Here is a 17575-nt window from a genome sequence, read left to right as displayed (position 1 = left end):
CACTTGGCCATTGCTCTCAATGCCAGTCGGCAGAAGGATAGCGATCATCAATTGCGAGAAGCCTGGATTCATCTGCGGGTTGCTGGGTTATCACTCCAGAATTTAGACCCTTACCAACGGGCGGTCACCCTTCCCGAAGTGTCTAAAAAAGCAAAGAGGCTCAACGTCCGACTCAACGGCAACAACTACGTCAGCGAAAAGACGCAGCAGTCCCTTAAAGCTGCTCTAGAGGAGGGGCATTCCTTCAAATTGCCTACTTCCAGCCCTGTCCTACAAGCCCAACTTGCCCCGATGTCGATTGCTACAACATCTCAATCTCTAGAGAGGACGACGACCCTATCGCCAACTAACGGTCATCATAGTCCCGCTGCTAGTCTTGGCCAATCCAACGGTGATTTATCCAATGGTCATTTATCCAATGGTTTTCAACAGGGGCAGACTGCCGTTCTTGAACGCGCAGGCGGCCAGCCGGGGGGAGGACCCACCACGAACGGTCATTCAGATGATTCAAATGGCAGTTCGATAAGGGGCGATCGTCCTCAACCCGGCGGCAACCCACCCGCAACTCCTGCTCGGCATGCTGTTGCTGATGGTTATCGAGGCGATGGCCGAATTTTAGACAGCATAGAGCATCTACTGAGCCACTTTAATCAGCACCATCGCCAGACGCTGGAGACCCATCAACAGTACCTCAGCAATCATCTGGCCTATACCCAAGGATTCCTCCAGCTGATGCATCAGCAAAATGCGTTATTGCTGGACGGCAACGCGATCGCAAGTCAGATTCCACCTGAGGTGATCGGCAGCCTGGAACGCAATATGATGCAGTTTCATGCCCACCAAGCGGAGACCCTGCGTACTCATGATCAATCCATCACTCAGCAAGGTGAATATGCAAAGCAGTTTTTCCAACTGGCTCAACAGCAGTATGGTCAATGGACTGTCCCTCGGGATATAGGGCCAGCAATCGCCCCGGTTGAGGACGGCTCCAATGGTCACAGCGCCTCAATCCAAACGGTCTCGGAGTTGATCCCTCAGTCAGAGCTATCGTTGTCGAGCGCCTGGATCAATCAGGGCAATCCGGCGCTGGAGCGTTCGGCTGTGCCAGCAAACCCTCTCAATGGAGGGGTGGCCTCTCCCACCATTGCCCCCCCTGAGGTTGAGGCATTGGCCATCGCCCCCTTTGCAGAATCTGAGTCACCGGAAACGAAAGAAACTGAGTTACTGGAAACGAAAATTGTACCTGCCGTTGATTCAGAGGCCCTGAGTCAAGTGCTACTAGCCGTGGTCAGTGATAAGACGGGCTATCCCATCGATATGTTAGGGCTAGATATGGATATGGAGGCCGATCTGGGCATTGACTCGATCAAGCGCTTCGAGATTCTGGGGGCACTGATGGAGAAATATCCTGATTTTCCCCAGCCTGATCTGGAAGTGCTAGCAGAAGTAGAAATGCGAACCCTCGATCAGGTGGTTGAATTTATCCAGTCGCAGGGAGGCAATACTGCCTTACCGACCGCGCAGAGAATTGATTCGGGTCAACACGACGCTGAGCTTCTCCAGAATAATCAAGTCCTTGAAGCCTCCCAAGAGCAGGCATTCAGGAGACCGGAACTGGGGCCACCGCAATCTGCTGTAGCGATGCCACTTGCTGACCCCCAAGTCGAGGTAGAGACGCTAAGTCAAGTGCTACTGGCCGTGGTCAGCGATAAAACGGGTTATCCCATCGACATGCTAGAGCTGGAGATGGAGATGGAGGCCGATCTAGGCATTGACTCGATCAAGCGCTTCGAGATTCTGGGGGCGCTCATGGAAAAATATCCCGATTTTCCCCAGCCTGATCTAGAGGAACTCGCTGAAGTTGAGATGCGGACCCTAGAGCAAGTCGTTGAGTTTATTCAGAGCCTTCAGGGGGGCGAAAAAAAAAAGCATAGCTTGACCCCTCCAGCAACGGAGTCACCCTCAAGCATTCTTCGGCAACCCGTTCGGCTGAAGTTTCTGTCGCCCCCGGACAGGATGGACTTAACCCTTTCCGACTCCCGTGTGAGCATCTTGACGGACTACGGATCTGCGATCGCATCCCCAGTCGCTCAAGCCCTCGTTGATCTGGGCTGGAAGGTTGTGATGCTGAGCCATTCCCATTCCGAAAGCCTCCCCCTCCCCGATGGGGTTGAGCAAGTGGTTTTAGAAGACTTCAGTGAAGTTCATTTAGAGCAGCAACTAACGGCGATCGCCACTCAGTACGGTTCTGTTGGCGCTTTGATTCACCTCCATCCGCAGGTCTCTGCCAGTTATGACGGACTATATTCGCCAGCGGAATCTGCAATCCTCAAGCAGGTCTTTTGGATGGCCAAACACCTCAAGATTGAACTCAATCAGGCTGCGCAACAGGGACGGAGCTGTTTTCTAACCGTGGCCCATTTGGATGGCGTCTTCGGAACCAGGGGTCAAGCTGACTTTAGTCCCCTTTCGGCAGGGCTGTTTGGTCTGACCAAGTCCCTGAACTGGGAATGGAACGATGTCTTTTGTCGGGCGATTGATCTGAGTCCTGAACTCGATCCGTCTCTCTCTGTTCAGCACATTATGGCGGAACTCCACGACCCCAATCGATGGGTCGTGGAAGTGGGCTACAGTCCCCAAGGGCGAGTTACGTTGACTTGTTAGAGGCCGCTTCGATTTATTGAGATCCATTAGATAGATTCGATTGTCCTCACCTAATCAATCACAATGAGCATTCCTTCTCCCCTCGATCACAACACGACCTTCCTGGCCAGCGGCGGCGCTCGGGGGATTACGGCTGCAGCCGTGATCAAACTAGCCCTGACCTACTCCTGCAAGTTTATTCTCTTGGGGCGCACTGCCCTCACGGGAGATCCGCCTGCTTGGGCGGAGGACGAGCAGGATGAAGCGACTCTCAAACAGCTCATCTTTGAACAGTTACAAGCGCAGAGGGAAGCCTCTACCCCTGTTAAAGTCCAAGCCGTTTATCGATCGCTCACCACGCAACGAGATATTCGAGCCACGCTTAACGCCATTGAACAGGCGGGCGGTAAAGCCGAGTATTTGAGCGTCGATGTCACTGATGCGATCGCCCTTAAACAAACGCTACAGCCCTGCCTAGAGCGCTGGGGACCGATCACGGGCATGATTCATGGTGCAGGTAATCTAGCCGATAAGCGCATTGAGAAGAAAACGGAGCAGGACTTTGAGCGAGTTTATGCTCCCAAGGTTGTGGGGCTAGACAATCTACTCCAGAGTGTGGTTCCTGAACAGTTGCGATACCTGGTTTTGTTCTCTTCCGTCGCGGGCTTTTACGGTAATGCGGGACAAACTGATTATGCGATCGCAAACGAGATCCTCAACAAAACTGCCCACTGGATGCAGCCGCGCTACCCCAACTGTCACACTGTGGCCATTAACTGGGGACCGTGGGACAGCGGTATGGTTAGTCCTGCGCTCCAGCGGGCCTTCGCCGAACGGGGGATTGAAACCATCCCCCTCGCGGTAGGCACACAGATGATGATGGATGAACTCTCCCCCGACCATCGCGAAGCTCAGGTGGTGATCGGTAGTCCTTTAACAATGCCTGCGATCAAGGTTAGTGATGCACTGCGAACCTATCATTTGCGCCGCAAGCTCCAGCTTGCCGCCAATCCTTTTTTATTCGATCACGTTATTGCAGGACAGCCAGTGCTGCCAGCGACCTGTGCGATCGCCTGGATGGTTCATGCCTGTGAACAGCTCTATCCCGGCTATCAGTTCGTACAGTTGCAGCAATTCAAAATTCTCAAAGGAATCATTTTCAATGAGCACCTGGCCGATGAGTATCAATTGGACATCGTCGAAACCGGCAAGCAAAACGGAATTGCCCTAGCAACAAAGATCTGGAGTCGAACGCCGACCGGGCAACCTCGCTATCACTTTAGTGCTCAAATTCAGCTTCAATCTCACTCTCCAGATGTCCCTACTGACCCGACCCTAGCGGTTACGGTGTCTCCAGAACCCGAACAAGGACTCTACCAGCAGGGAGCGCTGAGCCTATTTCATGGTCCGATGTTCCAAGGGGTGAATGCGGTATTAGACGCTAGCCCCCATCGCCTGATTGCCCGATGCTGCGTCGAGCCTCTAAGTGATCGCCAGCAGGGTCAATTTCCCGTTTACACCATTAATCCCTACATCGCCGATGTGCAGAGCCATTCCCTCTGGATATGGACGCAGCGGTTTTGTGAGCAAGGGTGTCTACCTGCTGGGATGCGCCAGTACGAGCAGTTTAGATCGATTCCTTTTCATCAAAACTTTTATGTCTCCTGCAGGATTAAATCCCAGACTGGAACGGCTGTAGTAGCCGATGTGATCACCCATGACTCATATGGCAATCTCTACAATCGCATGTTGGATGCCAAAGGAACCAAATTGCCCCTCAATCAGTTAGCGACTCAAGAAAAACCAAGCTCCACTGCTCAGCAAAGTGCACCATGCTAAATAATTTTCTGGCCCAACCCAATCGTTTCCCGCTCAGGCGAATGTTTTGGCGGTTTTGGTACAACTATTTCGCCTCTAGATACCAAGACATCAATATTGTGCTGATGAACTATGGTTATACCGACTTCAGGACGGAACGGCTCCAGCTTGATCGGACTGACGAGCGCGAACGCTACTGCATTCAGCTTTACCACTATGTCACCCACGCCGTTCCCTTAGAAGGGCTGGATGTTTTAGAGGTTGGCTGTGGGCGTGGCGGTGGCGCGTCTTACATGCGTCGCTATCTTAATCCTCAGTCAGTCACCGGGATTGATTTTTCGGCAAGCAATATCCATTTTTGCCGTCAGCGCCATCAAATGCCAGGTCTGGAGTTTAGCGTGGACGATGCAGAATCGTTGTCTCTGCCCGATCACTCCTTTGATGCAGTGGTCAATATCGAATCATCCCACTGCTATCGACAAACCGAACACTTCTTCTCGGAGGTATTCCGGGTACTGCGTCCTCAAGGTTACTTTCTGTTTGCAGACTTTCGCCCCCAAGATGCTGTGGATGCGACTCGAAAGCAGTTGATAAAGGCTGGGTTTTCCATTCTGAAACAAGAGGCCATTACTGCCAATGTGTTGGCGGCAATGGACCTAGAAAATGAGCGGAAGCTAGATATTATCAAAACCAATATCCCAACCTATTTCCACGGACTGGCCCGCTGGTTTGCCGGGATCCAAGGCAGTCCAGTCTACGAAGCTTTCAATCAAGGAGACCTGGAGTATTGGTGCTACATCCTGCAGCGATCGCACCCTCCTCAAGGATAAACTGCCATGAGTGAACCAAATCTGACATTCAAGAAAGACTCCCTTGCCATCGTCGGCATGGGAATTCACTGGGGTCCAGAGACAAACCTAGATGTCTTCGAACGCAATATTTATGAGGGGAACGGGGTCGATCATCAGAATCAGCCCTCGAAGCTTTCTGCAAAAGGACAGCTCGACCCTGCCCAGCAATTGATGCTCACAGCAGCGAATGAAGCCCTTGAGGATGCCGATGTAAACCGAGGGGGCGCGATCGCCGTCATCATCACTTCTACCTCACAAACTCAGGCATTCCATGGGGAGACTGCGGATCTGATTCGTTCTCTATGGCGCTTTTCGGGCGGATTTTCGACGCTAGAAGCACAAGAGAATCCTACCTTTGCAGCTCTCGAACTATCGCAGCGGCTCCTATCAGCACAAGAGGTGGATACAGCACTAGTGGGTGTTTTCGGTCGCAGCGGCTCCAGCGCTATTGTTCTCAAGCGGCCAGAAACTGCCACAGCGGCAGGAGGGCGCATCTATGCTCTGATCACCGCAATCCATCCGTCTCCCCCACCTCCTGAGAATATCCATTACCTAGAACTCTGTGGTGGCGCATTAGCAACGGCCGATCTCAGTACCTATCAAGGATCGGCCCTCAGTTGTGCCTTGGGGACGTTACCCCCAACGCTTCCGCCGACTTCAGATCTTACTCACCTGATCAAGGCCTCGCTCTGCCTTTATTATCGATATCTTCCTGCGGTGCCTCAAGGGGCTGGTCCTCAGCAGGATTGGCAACAGAGTCCCTTTTATGTGCCCACTGAGTCCCGTCCTTGGTTATTAGAAGATAGTGAGTCGCTCAGGAATGCTGCTGTTTATCAGATCCACAGCGGTGGGCATATCCTCCTGTCAGAGTGCCCCGCTGGCCGATCCCTCAGCAATCGATATCTAGTACAAATGCCCCTGTGCCTATTTGCCCTAGCTGCGCCTGATCCATCAACACTGCTCGAAAAATTGCATGCGCTACAGGATCAGAGAGTGGATAGTGCTTCCCTCAAGACCGTCGCCTATGAAACCTGGCGAGCGTTCCATCAAGCCACCTACGTTCTAGTCTTGCTGGCAAAGTCTAAAGCAGAGCTAGACCGGGAAATTCAGCGAGCACTAACGGGTATCCCCCAGGCGATCGCGAACACTGAAGATTGGCAAACACCAGCGGGTAGCTACTTTACACCTCGCCCGCTGGCCCAAACTGGCCGCATTGCCTTTGTCTATCCTGGAGCCTTTGGAGCCTACGTGGGTTTGGCTCGAACGCTCTTTCGCCTTTTCCCCAGCCTGTACGATGATCCGCTGCTTCAAGATGTGAGTCAGCGAGCGGCAAAGGTTGAGAAAATCCTCTATCCGAGAAGCCTCAAGCCCCTTTCCAATCGACAGCGGGAGGCGATTGAACAGCGCCTGATGCAGGATCCATTTGCAATGCTGGAATCGGAACTCGCCTACGCCAGCTTAGCCACCGCCACGCTTCGAGACTATTTTCAACTGCAGCCCCACTGTGCGTTTGGCTATAGCCTTGGCGAATCCAGCATGATGTTTGCTCAAGGCATCTGGACAAGCCTCAATGAGGGCAGTGCCGCTTTTAACGCCTCGACCTTGTTCCGCAATCGCCTCTCCGGCCCTAAAAATGCTGTCCGAGAACACTGGGGACTTGCCGATGACGATGAATTGTCCTGGAGCACCTATGTGGTTATGGCTCCCGCGCCCCAGGTCAAAGAGTGCTTGAAAGCCGAACCTCGGGTGTATTTAACTCAGATCAACACGCCGCAAGAGGGGGTGATTGCTGGGGAAACGGCAGCCTGTGAGCGAGTGATCAAGGTCTTGAACTGTAACGCCTTTCGAGCACCTTTTAACCATGCTATTCACTGTGCGCCAGTCCGCTCTGAGTACTCAGAACTGGTGCGTTTGAACACGTTCCCTGTTAAGCAGACTCCCCACCTAACGCTGTATTCGGCGGCAGGCTATCAGCCTATAGAGACAGATAGGGAGGTGATCGGTCAAAGCATTGCTCAGAACCTCTGTCAGTCCCTAGATTTCCCACGTTTGGTGAACCGTGTTTATGAGGATGGGGTGCGAATTTTTGTGGAAACGGGGGCTGGTAGCACGACCGCTCGCTGGATTAATCAGATTTTGGCTCAGCGCCCCCACCTCGCCCTCTCCTTTAATCGCCGTGGTTTAGACGAACATACAACGATTGTCCGTGCCCTTGCCAAATTGGTCAGTCATGGCGTGTCGGTGGATGTGTCTCCCCTATTTGAGATCCATGCCGTGACGCCGCCACCTGCTGAACCTGCGGAAATACAGGCAAGGTTGTCTGAGAAGTTGCAAGCTGCCCGCCTGCAAACCCTTCATTCGCAGATCTTTCAGAGCCTTCGCTTCGGTGCCGTCCCCCCGCGATCGCAACGTTTTCAAAGCCGCTCGCCACTTGCCTCGCCGATCATGGAGGCCACATCCCATGCCAACGCCACCCCTGCTCGCAGTGATATCAACCCGGTAACTCGCACGACACAGAGCCCTCAACCCTCTCTGAGTCACCAGTCAAAGAGCTATGGGATGCTGCATCAGAATAATTTGCAGATGGCTCGTGTCCACCGCGACTTTTTACGCTCGCGCCAAGATTCTCTCCAACAGATGCAGGAGATGCTCCAACTTCAGCTCCAGGTTTCTCAGACTTTACTCCAGCGTTCAAAGGACTAGCCCCCAATGACCATCAGTTCCGCTCTAGACAAAAACGAGAACTGCTTTTCTACCGCAGCTTTTTCCGGGTCAAATCCGTTAGCAACCATCGCCTTTGATGCAGAAGGTATCAAAGCCAAGCTTCTCAATCTCGAACAGCCCTGCCATGTCGTCAGAATTGCCAATCAGATTGGGATGATTCAGATTGACCCGTTGCAGTTAGGGACCGTCGAACCGATTATGACCGTGCCGTCACTGCCGCTGCAGCAGTTGGGAGATCCTAGTTTTTTGGCGTGGCATGGGGTGAAAATGGCCTATGCGGCTGGTGCAATGGCGGGTGGGATTGCGTCAGAAGATCTAGTGATTGCCCTTGGGAAGGCTGGGATTCTTAGTTCCTTTGGTTCTGGAGGATTGGGGCGAGATCGCATCACAGCGGCCATCCATCGTATTCAGGATGCGCTGCCTCAGGGGCCGTATGCCTTTAACCTTCTCCATAGTCCCAATGACGCGGCCATGGAGCGCAGTACGGTCGAACTATACCTAAAGCATCATATCCGAACCGTTGAAGCCTCTGCCTTTATCAACCTCACGCCCAGTCTGGTCTACTATCGAGCAGCGGGCCTCCAGCTTAGTCCCAATCAGCAAATCAAAATTCAAAACAAAATCATTGCCAAGCTGTCCCGCCGGGAAGTGGCGACCCAGTTCCTCCAGCCTGCCCCTGCCCAAATCCTTAAAGCATTAGTCATCCAAGGACTGATTTCTGAACAGCAGGCCCAGCTTGCCGCCCAAGTCCCTATGGCAGACGATATCACGGTCGAGGCTGACTCCGGTGGTCACACCGATAACCGGCCTCTGGTGTGCTTGCTGCCCGCCATCCTAGCGCTGCGAGACGAGATTCAGGCCCAATACAGCTACCGCACTCCAGTCAGGATCGGGGTAGCAGGCGGGATTAGTACTCCCCCGTCTGCCCTTGCCGCTTTGATGATGGGGGCTGCTTATGTGGTCACGGGATCAGTAAACCAGTCTTGTTTAGAGGCCGCAGCGTCTCCCCATACTAAACGGCTATTGGCTGAGGCCGAGATGCATGACGTGATCATGGCCCCTGCTGCCGATATGTTTGAAATGGGGGTTAAACTCCAGGTTCTTAAAAAAGGAACACTGTTCCCCCTGCGGGCGCAAAAGCTCTTTGACCTCTATAAAACTTATGACGCGATTGAGGATATTCCGCAGGCAGAGCGGCATAGACTGGAACAGCAGATCTTCCAGCGTCCTCTTGACGAGGTTTGGCAGGAAACTCAGGCGTATTTAGCGGCGCACAAACCGGAAAAGCTGGCGAAAGCGGCAAACAATCCCAAGCTGAAGATGGCGCTTATTTTTCGGTGGTATTTGGGGTTGTCGTCTCGCTGGTCCAAGACGGGGGAGTGCGATCGCACTGCCGATTATCAAATCTGGTGCGGCCCAGCAATGGGGGCGTTCAACAACTGGGTCAAGGACACCTACCTTGAAGCTCCTGACCAGCGCCGCGTCGTAGATGTGGCCCTTCACATTATGAGGGGGGCTGCCTTTCTCTATCGTGTCAATGCCCTCAAGCTACAGGGACTGAATATGCCTGCCCACTACGGTCAGTATCGTCCTATTCCCCTTGAGTAAGGGGAACCCGGTCTAGCTTTTTACCCCAAAGTAGAGAACACCCCATGAGTCAGCTCCCTTCTTCAGATACCCAGAAACAGCTTACCCCTGTAGCCATTCAAACTTGGCTGACCACCCAAATCGCCGAGCAGCTCGGCGTTTCCCCCTCCGAAATTGACATTCAAGAACCCTTAGATAGCTATGACCTCAGCTCTGCACAGGCCACCTGTATCCTGGCCAAATCAGAATCTATTTTGGGAGTTGAAGTCTCTCCCCTGCTGCTGTGGCACTATCCGACCATCGCTTCCCTGTCCCAACGTCTAGCCGAAGAATTTGAAGCGTCTGATTCTGAAATGTTTGAACTCTGAGGTCTTGCTGTGAATGCATCCGAACTGGTTACCAGCCTCTCTCAGAAAGGCATCCGAATTTGGGCTGAGAACGAGAAGCTCAATATTCGTTCTCCAAAAGGCGTCGTTACCCCAGCGCTACGAAGTGAGATTGCTGCCCATAAAACGGAAATTCTAGCGCTTTTAAAGCAGGGTGATCGCCAGGAAATCTGCCTTGAGAATGGCCTCAGCCTCTCCACCATCGGTCACCTGATTGGAGGGATGAAAGGGACGTCCACCCGCCTTCCTATCATTGATGCTCGGGCGATGGCCCAAAAGGTCTCCGTTACATTCCGACCATTGCCCAAAAGATACAAAAACACCAAGATCCTGCAGTTCCGGGAGGCGCTCAAACAACAGCTCTGGTATCAGGGAGTAAGGGTTGTAGCTTGGCACGAGGCAACGCGGCAATTTAAGTACACCCTCAAACTCCCGATCCTGGGCTGGAAAAAAACGATTCAAATTCGAACCGTGAAAACCAGTATTGATGCCGTTATTGATGTCGAGCGCTCGCCCTCTCTGTGGAGCCGTGCAAAAAACATCGCGGCCGAAGCGCTCTACTGGCTCTACACTCGGACCGTGGCTCGTGGGCAAACCCTATCCATCCCCCGAATTGCCATGCTGATTGGCTGGGCCGAAGAACATGCCGCTAAAACCGTCGAGGATCCGACCCGGACTCAGGTGGTTATGCTGACCGACTTAAACCCAGCGTTTATCCACCCCCAAACCTCCTATCGTCAGAAGATCGATATGGGTATCAATGCCCTGATCCGAACCTTCTCCGAAATTATGATTGGCGTTTCTGAGGATCAGATTTCGATTTTGAATATGAATCTGTCGGACTCGGTTTTTCCGACAGCAGATCTAGAACGCTTCGTGGCAAAATCCCTGATTCCTAAGATTTTTGTTCCCATTGCCCCCCTGTTGCTTAATCAATTTGAAGTAGGCCAATATAACCCTCAGACATCAGATGATGCAGGTCGGCTAGTTGAGTTGGGTAAGGCCCTGGCACCGACAGGTTTGTTTCCCCCTGGCTTCAAGCTGAGCAAAATGATTCAGCGCCAATCGCATCGAGATATCGTCGATCGCCTTGTCAATGGGCGGACGGGCGTTTCCTACGGTTTTGTGGCCTATATCAAAGCTCCTCAGTATGTCGGAGCACCAGAAATTGATCGGGATGAGTGGGAAACCCTGGCACCGGTTCAGGGTCTCTCTCCTGTTGAAGTACGGCAGAACACCCACGGACGACGGTATGCGAAAGTGCGTACAGGGAATAGCGGCGATCGCCAGTCGCACCGCTTCCGCCAAATCCCAGATATTTGGGTGGTTAGTGCTCGGTCGGGTGCCAATAAGACCCATCTAGATCTCAATCAAGACGTTCTGCAGATTGGTCTGACGAATCAGCTGATGCTGCAATTGCCGGAGGGAACTGACCCTGCAACTGATATTAAGCCGTCCTATGACCTTTATGTGATGGTGGCGATCGCCCTTTCAGCAGCGCTGTATACACCTAGCTTGGTTGAAAATGGCGCTCCTATTGTCCATTTTCATGGCTACCCGTCAGCAGACTGGTTTAAGGCGAACGAATACTGGACAGGTGCTCACAACCCTTCAGTCCCCTGTGGAACCTACGAGTCCGGAATTTTTAACTTTTTGGGGCTCTCCAGTCTGACGAATCTACCCAGCGAGAACATTCAATTAGTCAGCCTGATTGAACCCGATCACGGCGCTAATTTTATTGCCTCTGACTGGGAGTATCTGGTAGAACGACTGATCAGCGGCTGTGAGCAGGGCCAGATTGAACTTGGAGGTAAACACTTTCGTTCCCTAGCGCATAAGTCACCTGCGGGAGTGACTTAGATCGGGGAAATGACACTTATGATTTTCCCGCTGTATGGATGGGACCGGTCCGATTACGATGGGTAGGGGGGCACACTTTTGGTTTGCGATCGCTCCTTCCGGTTCTAAATCGCAAGATATTCATCGGATTCAACACGACCATAATCAAGCTTGATAATCCGGTCTGCGAGATGGAAGAAATGGTCGTCATGACTAATCACAAGTACGGTTTTACCCCGCTGCTGAAGTTCAGCTAAAAGTTGTGTGTAAAAGATCTCTCGAAAGATAGGATCTTGGTCTGCAGCCCATTCATCAAACAGATAAATTGAGCGGTTCTCCAGATAAGCCGATAACAGGGCTAACCGTTTTCGCTGGCCTTGAGACAATCCTGTAGTGGATAGCTGTCCATCCTGTACCGAAACTTTTTGCTCAAGCTCCAATTTGCTTAAATAGGTCTGAGCTTGTTCATCTAGTGTAGAGAATTCCTCACTGATTAATCGCTCAAATAGGTAGTAGTCTGAAAAAATGGTCGAAAAAAGTTGCCGATACCATTCGCGATTGGTGTCTACAATGGGCTCGTCATCCAACAGGATCGTCCCTGACTCAGGAACGTATAACCCGGTGATTAGCTTAGCTAAGGTAGATTTGCCGCTACCATTGCCCCCGACAATGAAGACTAACTCTCCTGATTGAAGTGTCAAATCAATCGGTCCAACTGTGAATACATGATCTGCTTCTGGGTCTTGGTAGGTATGAACAACCTCAGTGAACTTCAGTGTTTGCCAATGGGTGGGAGTGGGTTGGAGCATCTCCGTTTCTAATTCTGCATTTTCAGCCAGTGTTAATCCCATTTGGTTGACTTTCTGAATCGAGACATTAGCGCTGGCTAAATTTGGCAAACGCTGGATAATATTGCCCAATGGCCCCATTAGATAAGTCAAGGTAAGGATATAGGCGGGTAAAACGGCTTGGGTTGAAGGTAAGGTGTTGGGAACGCCAAACAGAAGTACCCCAATCAACAGAAAGAATAGAAATTGTCCTCCACCACTGGATAAAGCAGCAAACTTGAACGCTTTTTTTTGGTAGCGTCGGGAGGTTGCCGCACTTACGGTCAGATCTTCTGTAAAAAAAGTCAGCCGTCGAACTGAATGCAGCTTCAATTCCTTCAGGCCATCGGTGATGCTGCGAAAATGCGTAAACAGTCGATCATCTTCTTGACGCGATAAACGCAAAAATCGATAGGCAAAGCTGAGCAAGAGCTGGACCAAGGGAATGGAGACCGCCATAAAGGCTGCCACAATCAGAAAGACCCAAATCGATAACCAACCCAGATAGATTAAGCATCCACCGACTACTGCGATATCAATGCATAGGAATGGAATTACAAAGACGGTATCGGAAATGGCTTGTACGTCTTTCGTTAAGACTGCAAATAATCGACTGGGGCCTAACAGTTCTAACTGGCGCAGGGGGGAAGCAAGAATTCGCTGACTGAGATGAAGACGCAGTTTATAAACAGAGTCTTGGGCTAGATCAATCAGTAAAAACTGGGACAGACTCCCCGTTACCAGGGCCAGAATCGCCAATCCAGCAAAGGAGATCAGCAGTGACTGAGTCGCGTTCTGGCTAATAGCGGTATTGACCAGGGCAATGAGCCGTGCACTACAAACGCCACTGATAATTCCGGTCAGAATAGCCAAGATCGCACTGACCCAAGACGCTTTAATAAGAAGCCAGATAATTTGCATGAATGCCTCTGATAAAGTGCGATGGATATCGAGGCTTCAGCACGAAATCAGCAACATACCTGTAACAGTTTGCGCTCAAGCCAAGAATGATATTTGAGAGAACTAAATACTATTGGGGGATACGGTTAATAACCGTGATGTCGATAGTGCTTCCATGCCAGATTTGAGCGAATTGCCGATACACTGTGGTTAATCCTAACAAGTTGCTTTTGAAAATGACTACAGACGCTATTGTGGTGATGGTGACCGCCTCTTCTGAAGATGAAGCCGTTGCGATCGCAGCCCTTCTCGTTCGTGATCACCTGGCAGCCTGTGTCAGTCTATTTCCCGTATCATCTATCTATGCCTGGGATAAGAAGGTACAGCATGAGCAAGAATGGCAGTTGATGATCAAGACTCAACAGGATAAATTTGCGGCTTTAGAAACGAAAGTACGTGAATTGCATACCTATGATGTGCCAGAGATCATTGCTTTGCCCGTGACGGCAGGTTCGATGCCCTATCTCAACTGGATTTCAACCCAAGTTCAGTCATAACTGTTGCAGGGAGCGTTTCTGATGCAGAATACCCGTCTTAATACCTTAGTCTCTGGTCTAGGTCAGCAACTGAAGCAGGAGTTGCGCAACCCTTGGCGACGGATTTCGGTGTTGGTGATTGCGTTGCTATTTGGGATTTATATCGGCATATCCTTTGCTGCGATCGCAGGTCAGTTAGCCTATCTCGATATCACCGTGGCGGCCCTAGTCTTGCTATTTACAGAAGTGGTGAATTGGATCTTTCATCGCAATCGAGGCAACGCTCGTAAAGCCCTCTGGGGAGAAGCCCTCAATACCTTCAAGCTAGGACTGACCTACGGTCTATTTGTGATTGCCTTTATGTTGGGCAGTTAAGACCTGACCCGTAAGGAATGAGGTGAACGCAAGCCTGCCTTGACTTAGACTCCATCATAGAGTGGAACACCGTCTTGAGAATCTAAGTCTACATCTAAGTCTACAATTGAAGCAGGTTGGCTAGTGCTTCATTGACTTAGAGGTGTGCATGACGGTCCCAGGGGCAAAGCGACGAGAACCGCTGATAGTCATCCTGGGAGCTTCACTGCTGATCAGCGCCTGTGGATTGTTGCAAGCTCAGCCCACCCCTACTCCCACTCCCACAACGATTAAACCCAACCGAGTAGTGGCTCGGGGCAAGATTATTCCAGAATTTGATGTCATCAAATTATCGGTCTCCAATGCTGAAGACAGTCGAGTCAATCGGATCATGGTCAAAGTCGGCGACCGCGTTCGTGCCAATCAGGTGATTGCGACCCTCCAAGGCGCGGATCGTCGGCTCGCCGATCTCAAAGCAGCTCAAACCAACGTCAAGCTTTTACAGGCTCGTCTGATCAAGGCCAAACAAGGAGATACCAAACCCGGAGGGCTTGCTGCCCAGCAAGCCGTCGTAATCCGATTGGAAACTCAACTGCCTGTCGAGGTTAAGCAAAAGGAAGCCGAGATTGTTAGTGCTCAAGCCTCTCTATGGGAGGCAGCGTTGACCTACCAACGCCGTCAACAGCTCTATCAGCAAGGAGCGATTAGTCGGGCAGAAGTGGACGCTGCCCGCGAAGAGTATGAGACGACTCGTGCCACCTTAGCCACTCAAATCGCCTCCTTAGAACAAACCGTCACCTCTCTAAAGGCACAAATTCAAGAGGCGAAGGCCCGACTGGCTGAACTTCAGCAGGTACGACCGATTGACGTCACCATTGCCCAAGCTGAACTAGAACGCGCCCTAATAGAAGTAGAGCAACGGCGAGCCGATTATAACGATACCCAAGTTCGCGCCCCTATCCCTGGCCAAATTCTGCGAATTAATACCAAGGTGGGAGAGCAGGTCAACACCCAACTGGGCATTGTTGATTTGGGCCGGACAGAGCAGATGTTTGTCCAGGCAGAAGTATATGAAACGGATGTCAGGAAGGTTCGGAAAGGTCAACGGGCCACCATTCTCAGTGAATACGGTGGATTTGAAGGGGAGATCCAAGGGGTGGTAGATGATGTCGGCCTTCAGATTGACCCTCGCACGCTGTCCACCGGAAATAACAACCCCACAACGGATGAAAATGCCCGGATTGTCAATGTCTACATTCGCATTGATAAAGACGATAGCCCCATTGTCGCTGGACTCACAAATATGCAAGTCAGAGTCACCATTGACTTATAGGAGGAGGCCAGATGAAATGGGGCCAACTGCGCAATTTAACGGCTGAACGCCCCCTGGCTTGGGCACAGCTCTCCCATCAAAAGTCCCGTTTGGCTGTCGCTCTAACGGGGGTGGCCTTTGCCAATATCCTGATGTTTGCCCAACTGGGGATTCGGGCCGTGTTGTTTGATGGCATTACCTTAATTCACGAAAATCTCCAGGGCGACCTGTTCTTGATATCGTCTTACTCTCGGGCCTTGGGGTTCCAGTCCTTTGCGCGAGTGCACCTGTACCAAGCCAATGCCGTCCCTGGTGTGGCTACGGCGAGTCCTCTCTATATTCGGGGACGCGTGGACTGGATCAACCCGGAGCAACTCCCCGCCGAGCATCCGATTCCACCGGAGTTATTGGCTCCTCCAGGGCAAGACAAATCGGCCAATAAAGAGATTCAAATCTTTCCGGATCGGGTTAAAATTCTGGCCTTTAACCTCTCACAGCCTGCCTTTACCCTGCCTGAAATCAATCAGCAACTGGACAAGTTGAAGGAACCCGATACGATTCTCTACGACCGCCTGTCTCAGGATGGGTTGGGACCGATTCCCGATTTAATCACGCAGACCCCCCAGTTAACGACGGTGATGGGAAATCGCCGCACTCAAATTGCCGGTTTGTTTACGTTGGGGAGCACACTGTTCACCAAGGGCCATGTGATTATGAGTGACTTGAACTATGCTGCCCGCAGCGGACCTGAGAGTTTAGAGAGTGTCAGCTTGGGCTTAGTGAGTTTGGATGCAGGCGCTGACCTCCTGCAGGTTAAAACCCAGATTCAACAAGCCTTACCGCCCTCTATCCAGGTGTTAACCCGAGAGGAACTGATCCAAAAAGAAGTGGCGTTCTGGGAAACGGATCCGAGTGGGACTGTCCTTAATTTTGGGGCGATGATGGGCTTTATTGTCGGGGTAATTGTGGTGTATCAGGTCCTCTACTCGGACGTGCTAGAACATCTGCCAGAATATGCCACCTTGAAGGCGATGGGGTTTGCCGATAATGCGTTACTGCGGGTTGTCCTGCAGGAAGCCATGATTTTAGCGGTGTTGGGGTTTATCCCTGGGTGCGTGGCATCTGTCGGAGTATATAGCCTGCTCAGTTCTCTGACGAAAATTCCCTTGAGTTTGCGACCCGATGTGATGGCGCAGGTGTTTATCTTAACCATCGTTATGTGTATGGGGGCAGGGGGAATTGCGACCCAGAAGCTCCGCCAAGCTGACCCTGCGGATGTGTTTTAACCGATGGAACCCGTTGTTTCGATCCGTCATCTCAATCATGCCTTTGGCAAGGGACAGTTGCGACGGCCTGTGCTCAAGGACATTAGTCTGGATCTCAATCCCGGAGAGATTGTGATTCTGATGGGGCCGTCGGGCAGTGGAAAAACCACACTGTTGACGTTGATCGGGGCGTTGAGATCGCAACAGGAAGGCAGCCTTAAATTCCTCGACCAAGAACTCCTGGGTGCCTCCAAGAAAAAGCTGGTCCAGCTCCGCCAGCAAATTGGCTTTATCTTCCAATCTCATAATTTGCTGGACTGTCTGACGGCCCAAGAGAATGTCCGTATGTCTCTGAAGCTGCATACACACTTGACGTTGGAGGAACGGAAGTGGCGTGCGATCGCAATCCTGGAATCCGTCGGCTTAGGCGAACATATCCCTCTTTTATCACTTTAGACAGAGAGAAAGTCAGGATGCTTGAGCAATTTCCTCACCAGTGGACAGCAAAATGTCTCCATCCTAGATGTGAGTTG

Annotated in this window: 12 protein-coding genes and 1 pseudogene; 12 read left to right on the top strand and 1 reads right to left on the bottom strand. The window is 51.7% G+C overall.

The features are described from left to right. The 7 genes from Q0991_RS10180 to Q0991_RS10150 all read left to right on the top strand — a co-directional run. Positions 1-2664, top strand: a 2664-nt coding sequence (locus Q0991_RS10180) for a phosphopantetheine-binding protein (protein WP_299487997.1), incomplete at its 5' end; no start/stop codon positions are given. 63 nt (positions 2665-2727) lie between these two features. Beyond that, positions 2728-4482 carry an SDR family NAD(P)-dependent oxidoreductase gene (locus Q0991_RS10175; protein WP_299487996.1) on the top strand — a complete coding sequence of 585 codons (1755 nt, stop codon included), beginning with the start codon at positions 2728-2730 and terminating at the stop codon, positions 4480-4482. Next, positions 4476-5291 carry a class I SAM-dependent methyltransferase gene (locus tag Q0991_RS10170; RefSeq protein ID WP_299487994.1) on the top strand — a complete coding sequence of 272 codons (816 nt, stop codon included), beginning with the start codon at positions 4476-4478 and terminating at the stop codon, positions 5289-5291. The genes Q0991_RS10175 and Q0991_RS10170 overlap by 7 nt, the downstream gene beginning before the upstream one ends. A 6-nt stretch (positions 5292-5297) precedes the next feature. Then, positions 5298-8015 (top strand): PfaB family protein, encoded by a 2718-nt coding sequence (locus tag Q0991_RS10165; protein WP_299487992.1) that lies wholly within the window; start codon positions 5298-5300, stop codon positions 8013-8015. A gap of 6 nt (positions 8016-8021) precedes the next feature. Then, entirely contained in the window at positions 8022-9644 is a 1623-nt protein-coding gene (locus tag Q0991_RS10160) for a PfaD family polyunsaturated fatty acid/polyketide biosynthesis protein (protein ID WP_299487990.1), read from the top strand. Between the two features lie 44 nt (positions 9645-9688). After that, a complete protein-coding gene (locus tag Q0991_RS10155) occupies positions 9689-9991 on the top strand; it encodes an acyl carrier protein (protein WP_299487987.1) in 303 nt (100 codons plus the stop codon). A gap of 9 nt (positions 9992-10000) precedes the next feature. After that, positions 10001-11869: a hypothetical protein gene (locus Q0991_RS10150; RefSeq protein WP_299487985.1), complete on the top strand. Its 1869-nt coding sequence runs from the start codon at positions 10001-10003 to the stop codon at positions 11867-11869. 104 nt (positions 11870-11973) lie between these two features. Here the strand turns inward: Q0991_RS10150 and Q0991_RS10145 are convergent, their stop codons facing one another. Then, a complete protein-coding gene (locus tag Q0991_RS10145; RefSeq protein ID WP_299487984.1) occupies positions 11974-13596 on the bottom strand; it encodes a cyclic peptide export ABC transporter in 1623 nt (540 codons plus the stop codon). Positions 13597-13811: 215 nt separating this feature from the next. Here Q0991_RS10145 and cutA point away from each other — a divergent pair, with 215 nt between their 5' ends. The 5 genes and pseudogenes from cutA to Q0991_RS10120 all read left to right on the top strand — a co-directional run. Then, on the top strand, positions 13812-14132 hold the full coding sequence (gene cutA, locus Q0991_RS10140; protein ID WP_299487982.1) for a divalent-cation tolerance protein CutA: 321 nt from the start codon (positions 13812-13814) through the stop codon (positions 14130-14132). A 21-nt stretch (positions 14133-14153) separates the two neighbouring features. Next, a complete protein-coding gene (locus Q0991_RS10135; RefSeq protein WP_299487979.1) occupies positions 14154-14486 on the top strand; it encodes a DUF565 domain-containing protein in 333 nt (110 codons plus the stop codon). Positions 14487-14634: 148 nt separating this feature from the next. Continuing rightward, complete coding sequence (locus tag Q0991_RS10130) at positions 14635-15798, top strand: HlyD family efflux transporter periplasmic adaptor subunit (RefSeq protein WP_299487976.1); 1164 nt, start codon at positions 14635-14637, stop codon at positions 15796-15798. Between the two features lie 11 nt (positions 15799-15809). Beyond that, the gene (locus Q0991_RS10125; protein ID WP_299487973.1) at positions 15810-17063 is read left to right on the top strand and encodes an FtsX-like permease family protein; all 1254 of its coding nucleotides are present in this window, start codon (positions 15810-15812) and stop codon (positions 17061-17063) included. A 3-nt stretch (positions 17064-17066) separates the two neighbouring features. Continuing rightward, positions 17067-17480 (top strand): annotated as a pseudogene (locus Q0991_RS10120) (ATP-binding cassette domain-containing protein); the annotation flags it as partial. Positions 17481-17575 lie beyond the last annotated feature (95 nt).

This window comes from Acaryochloris sp. IP29b_bin.137 (genome assembly GCF_028285745.1).
Taxonomy (GTDB): Bacteria; Cyanobacteriota; Cyanobacteriia; order Thermosynechococcales; family Thermosynechococcaceae; genus Acaryochloris.
This window is presented reverse-complemented; position numbering and strand designations above follow the sequence as displayed.

Bases quoted from the DNA above. Each gene is read 5' to 3' on its own strand.
- Q0991_RS10160 (WP_299487990.1), top strand. From the start codon at position 8,022: ATGACCATCAGTTCCGCTCTAGACAAAAACGAGAACTGCTTTTCTACC.
- Q0991_RS10130 (WP_299487976.1), top strand. From the start codon at position 14,635: ATGACGGTCCCAGGGGCAAAGCGACGAGAACCGCTGATAGTCATCCTG.
- Q0991_RS10155 (WP_299487987.1), top strand. From the start codon at position 9,689: ATGAGTCAGCTCCCTTCTTCAGATACCCAGAAACAGCTTACCCCTGTA.
- Q0991_RS10145 (WP_299487984.1), bottom strand. From the start codon at position 13,596: ATGCAAATTATCTGGCTTCTTATTAAAGCGTCTTGGGTCAGTGCGATC.
- Q0991_RS10165 (WP_299487992.1), top strand. From the start codon at position 5,298: ATGAGTGAACCAAATCTGACATTCAAGAAAGACTCCCTTGCCATCGTC.
- Q0991_RS10135 (WP_299487979.1), top strand. From the start codon at position 14,154: ATGCAGAATACCCGTCTTAATACCTTAGTCTCTGGTCTAGGTCAGCAA.
- Q0991_RS10125 (WP_299487973.1), top strand. From the start codon at position 15,810: ATGAAATGGGGCCAACTGCGCAATTTAACGGCTGAACGCCCCCTGGCT.
- Q0991_RS10170 (WP_299487994.1), top strand. From the start codon at position 4,476: ATGCTAAATAATTTTCTGGCCCAACCCAATCGTTTCCCGCTCAGGCGA.
- cutA (WP_299487982.1), top strand. From the start codon at position 13,812: ATGACTACAGACGCTATTGTGGTGATGGTGACCGCCTCTTCTGAAGAT.
- Q0991_RS10175 (WP_299487996.1), top strand. From the start codon at position 2,728: ATGAGCATTCCTTCTCCCCTCGATCACAACACGACCTTCCTGGCCAGC.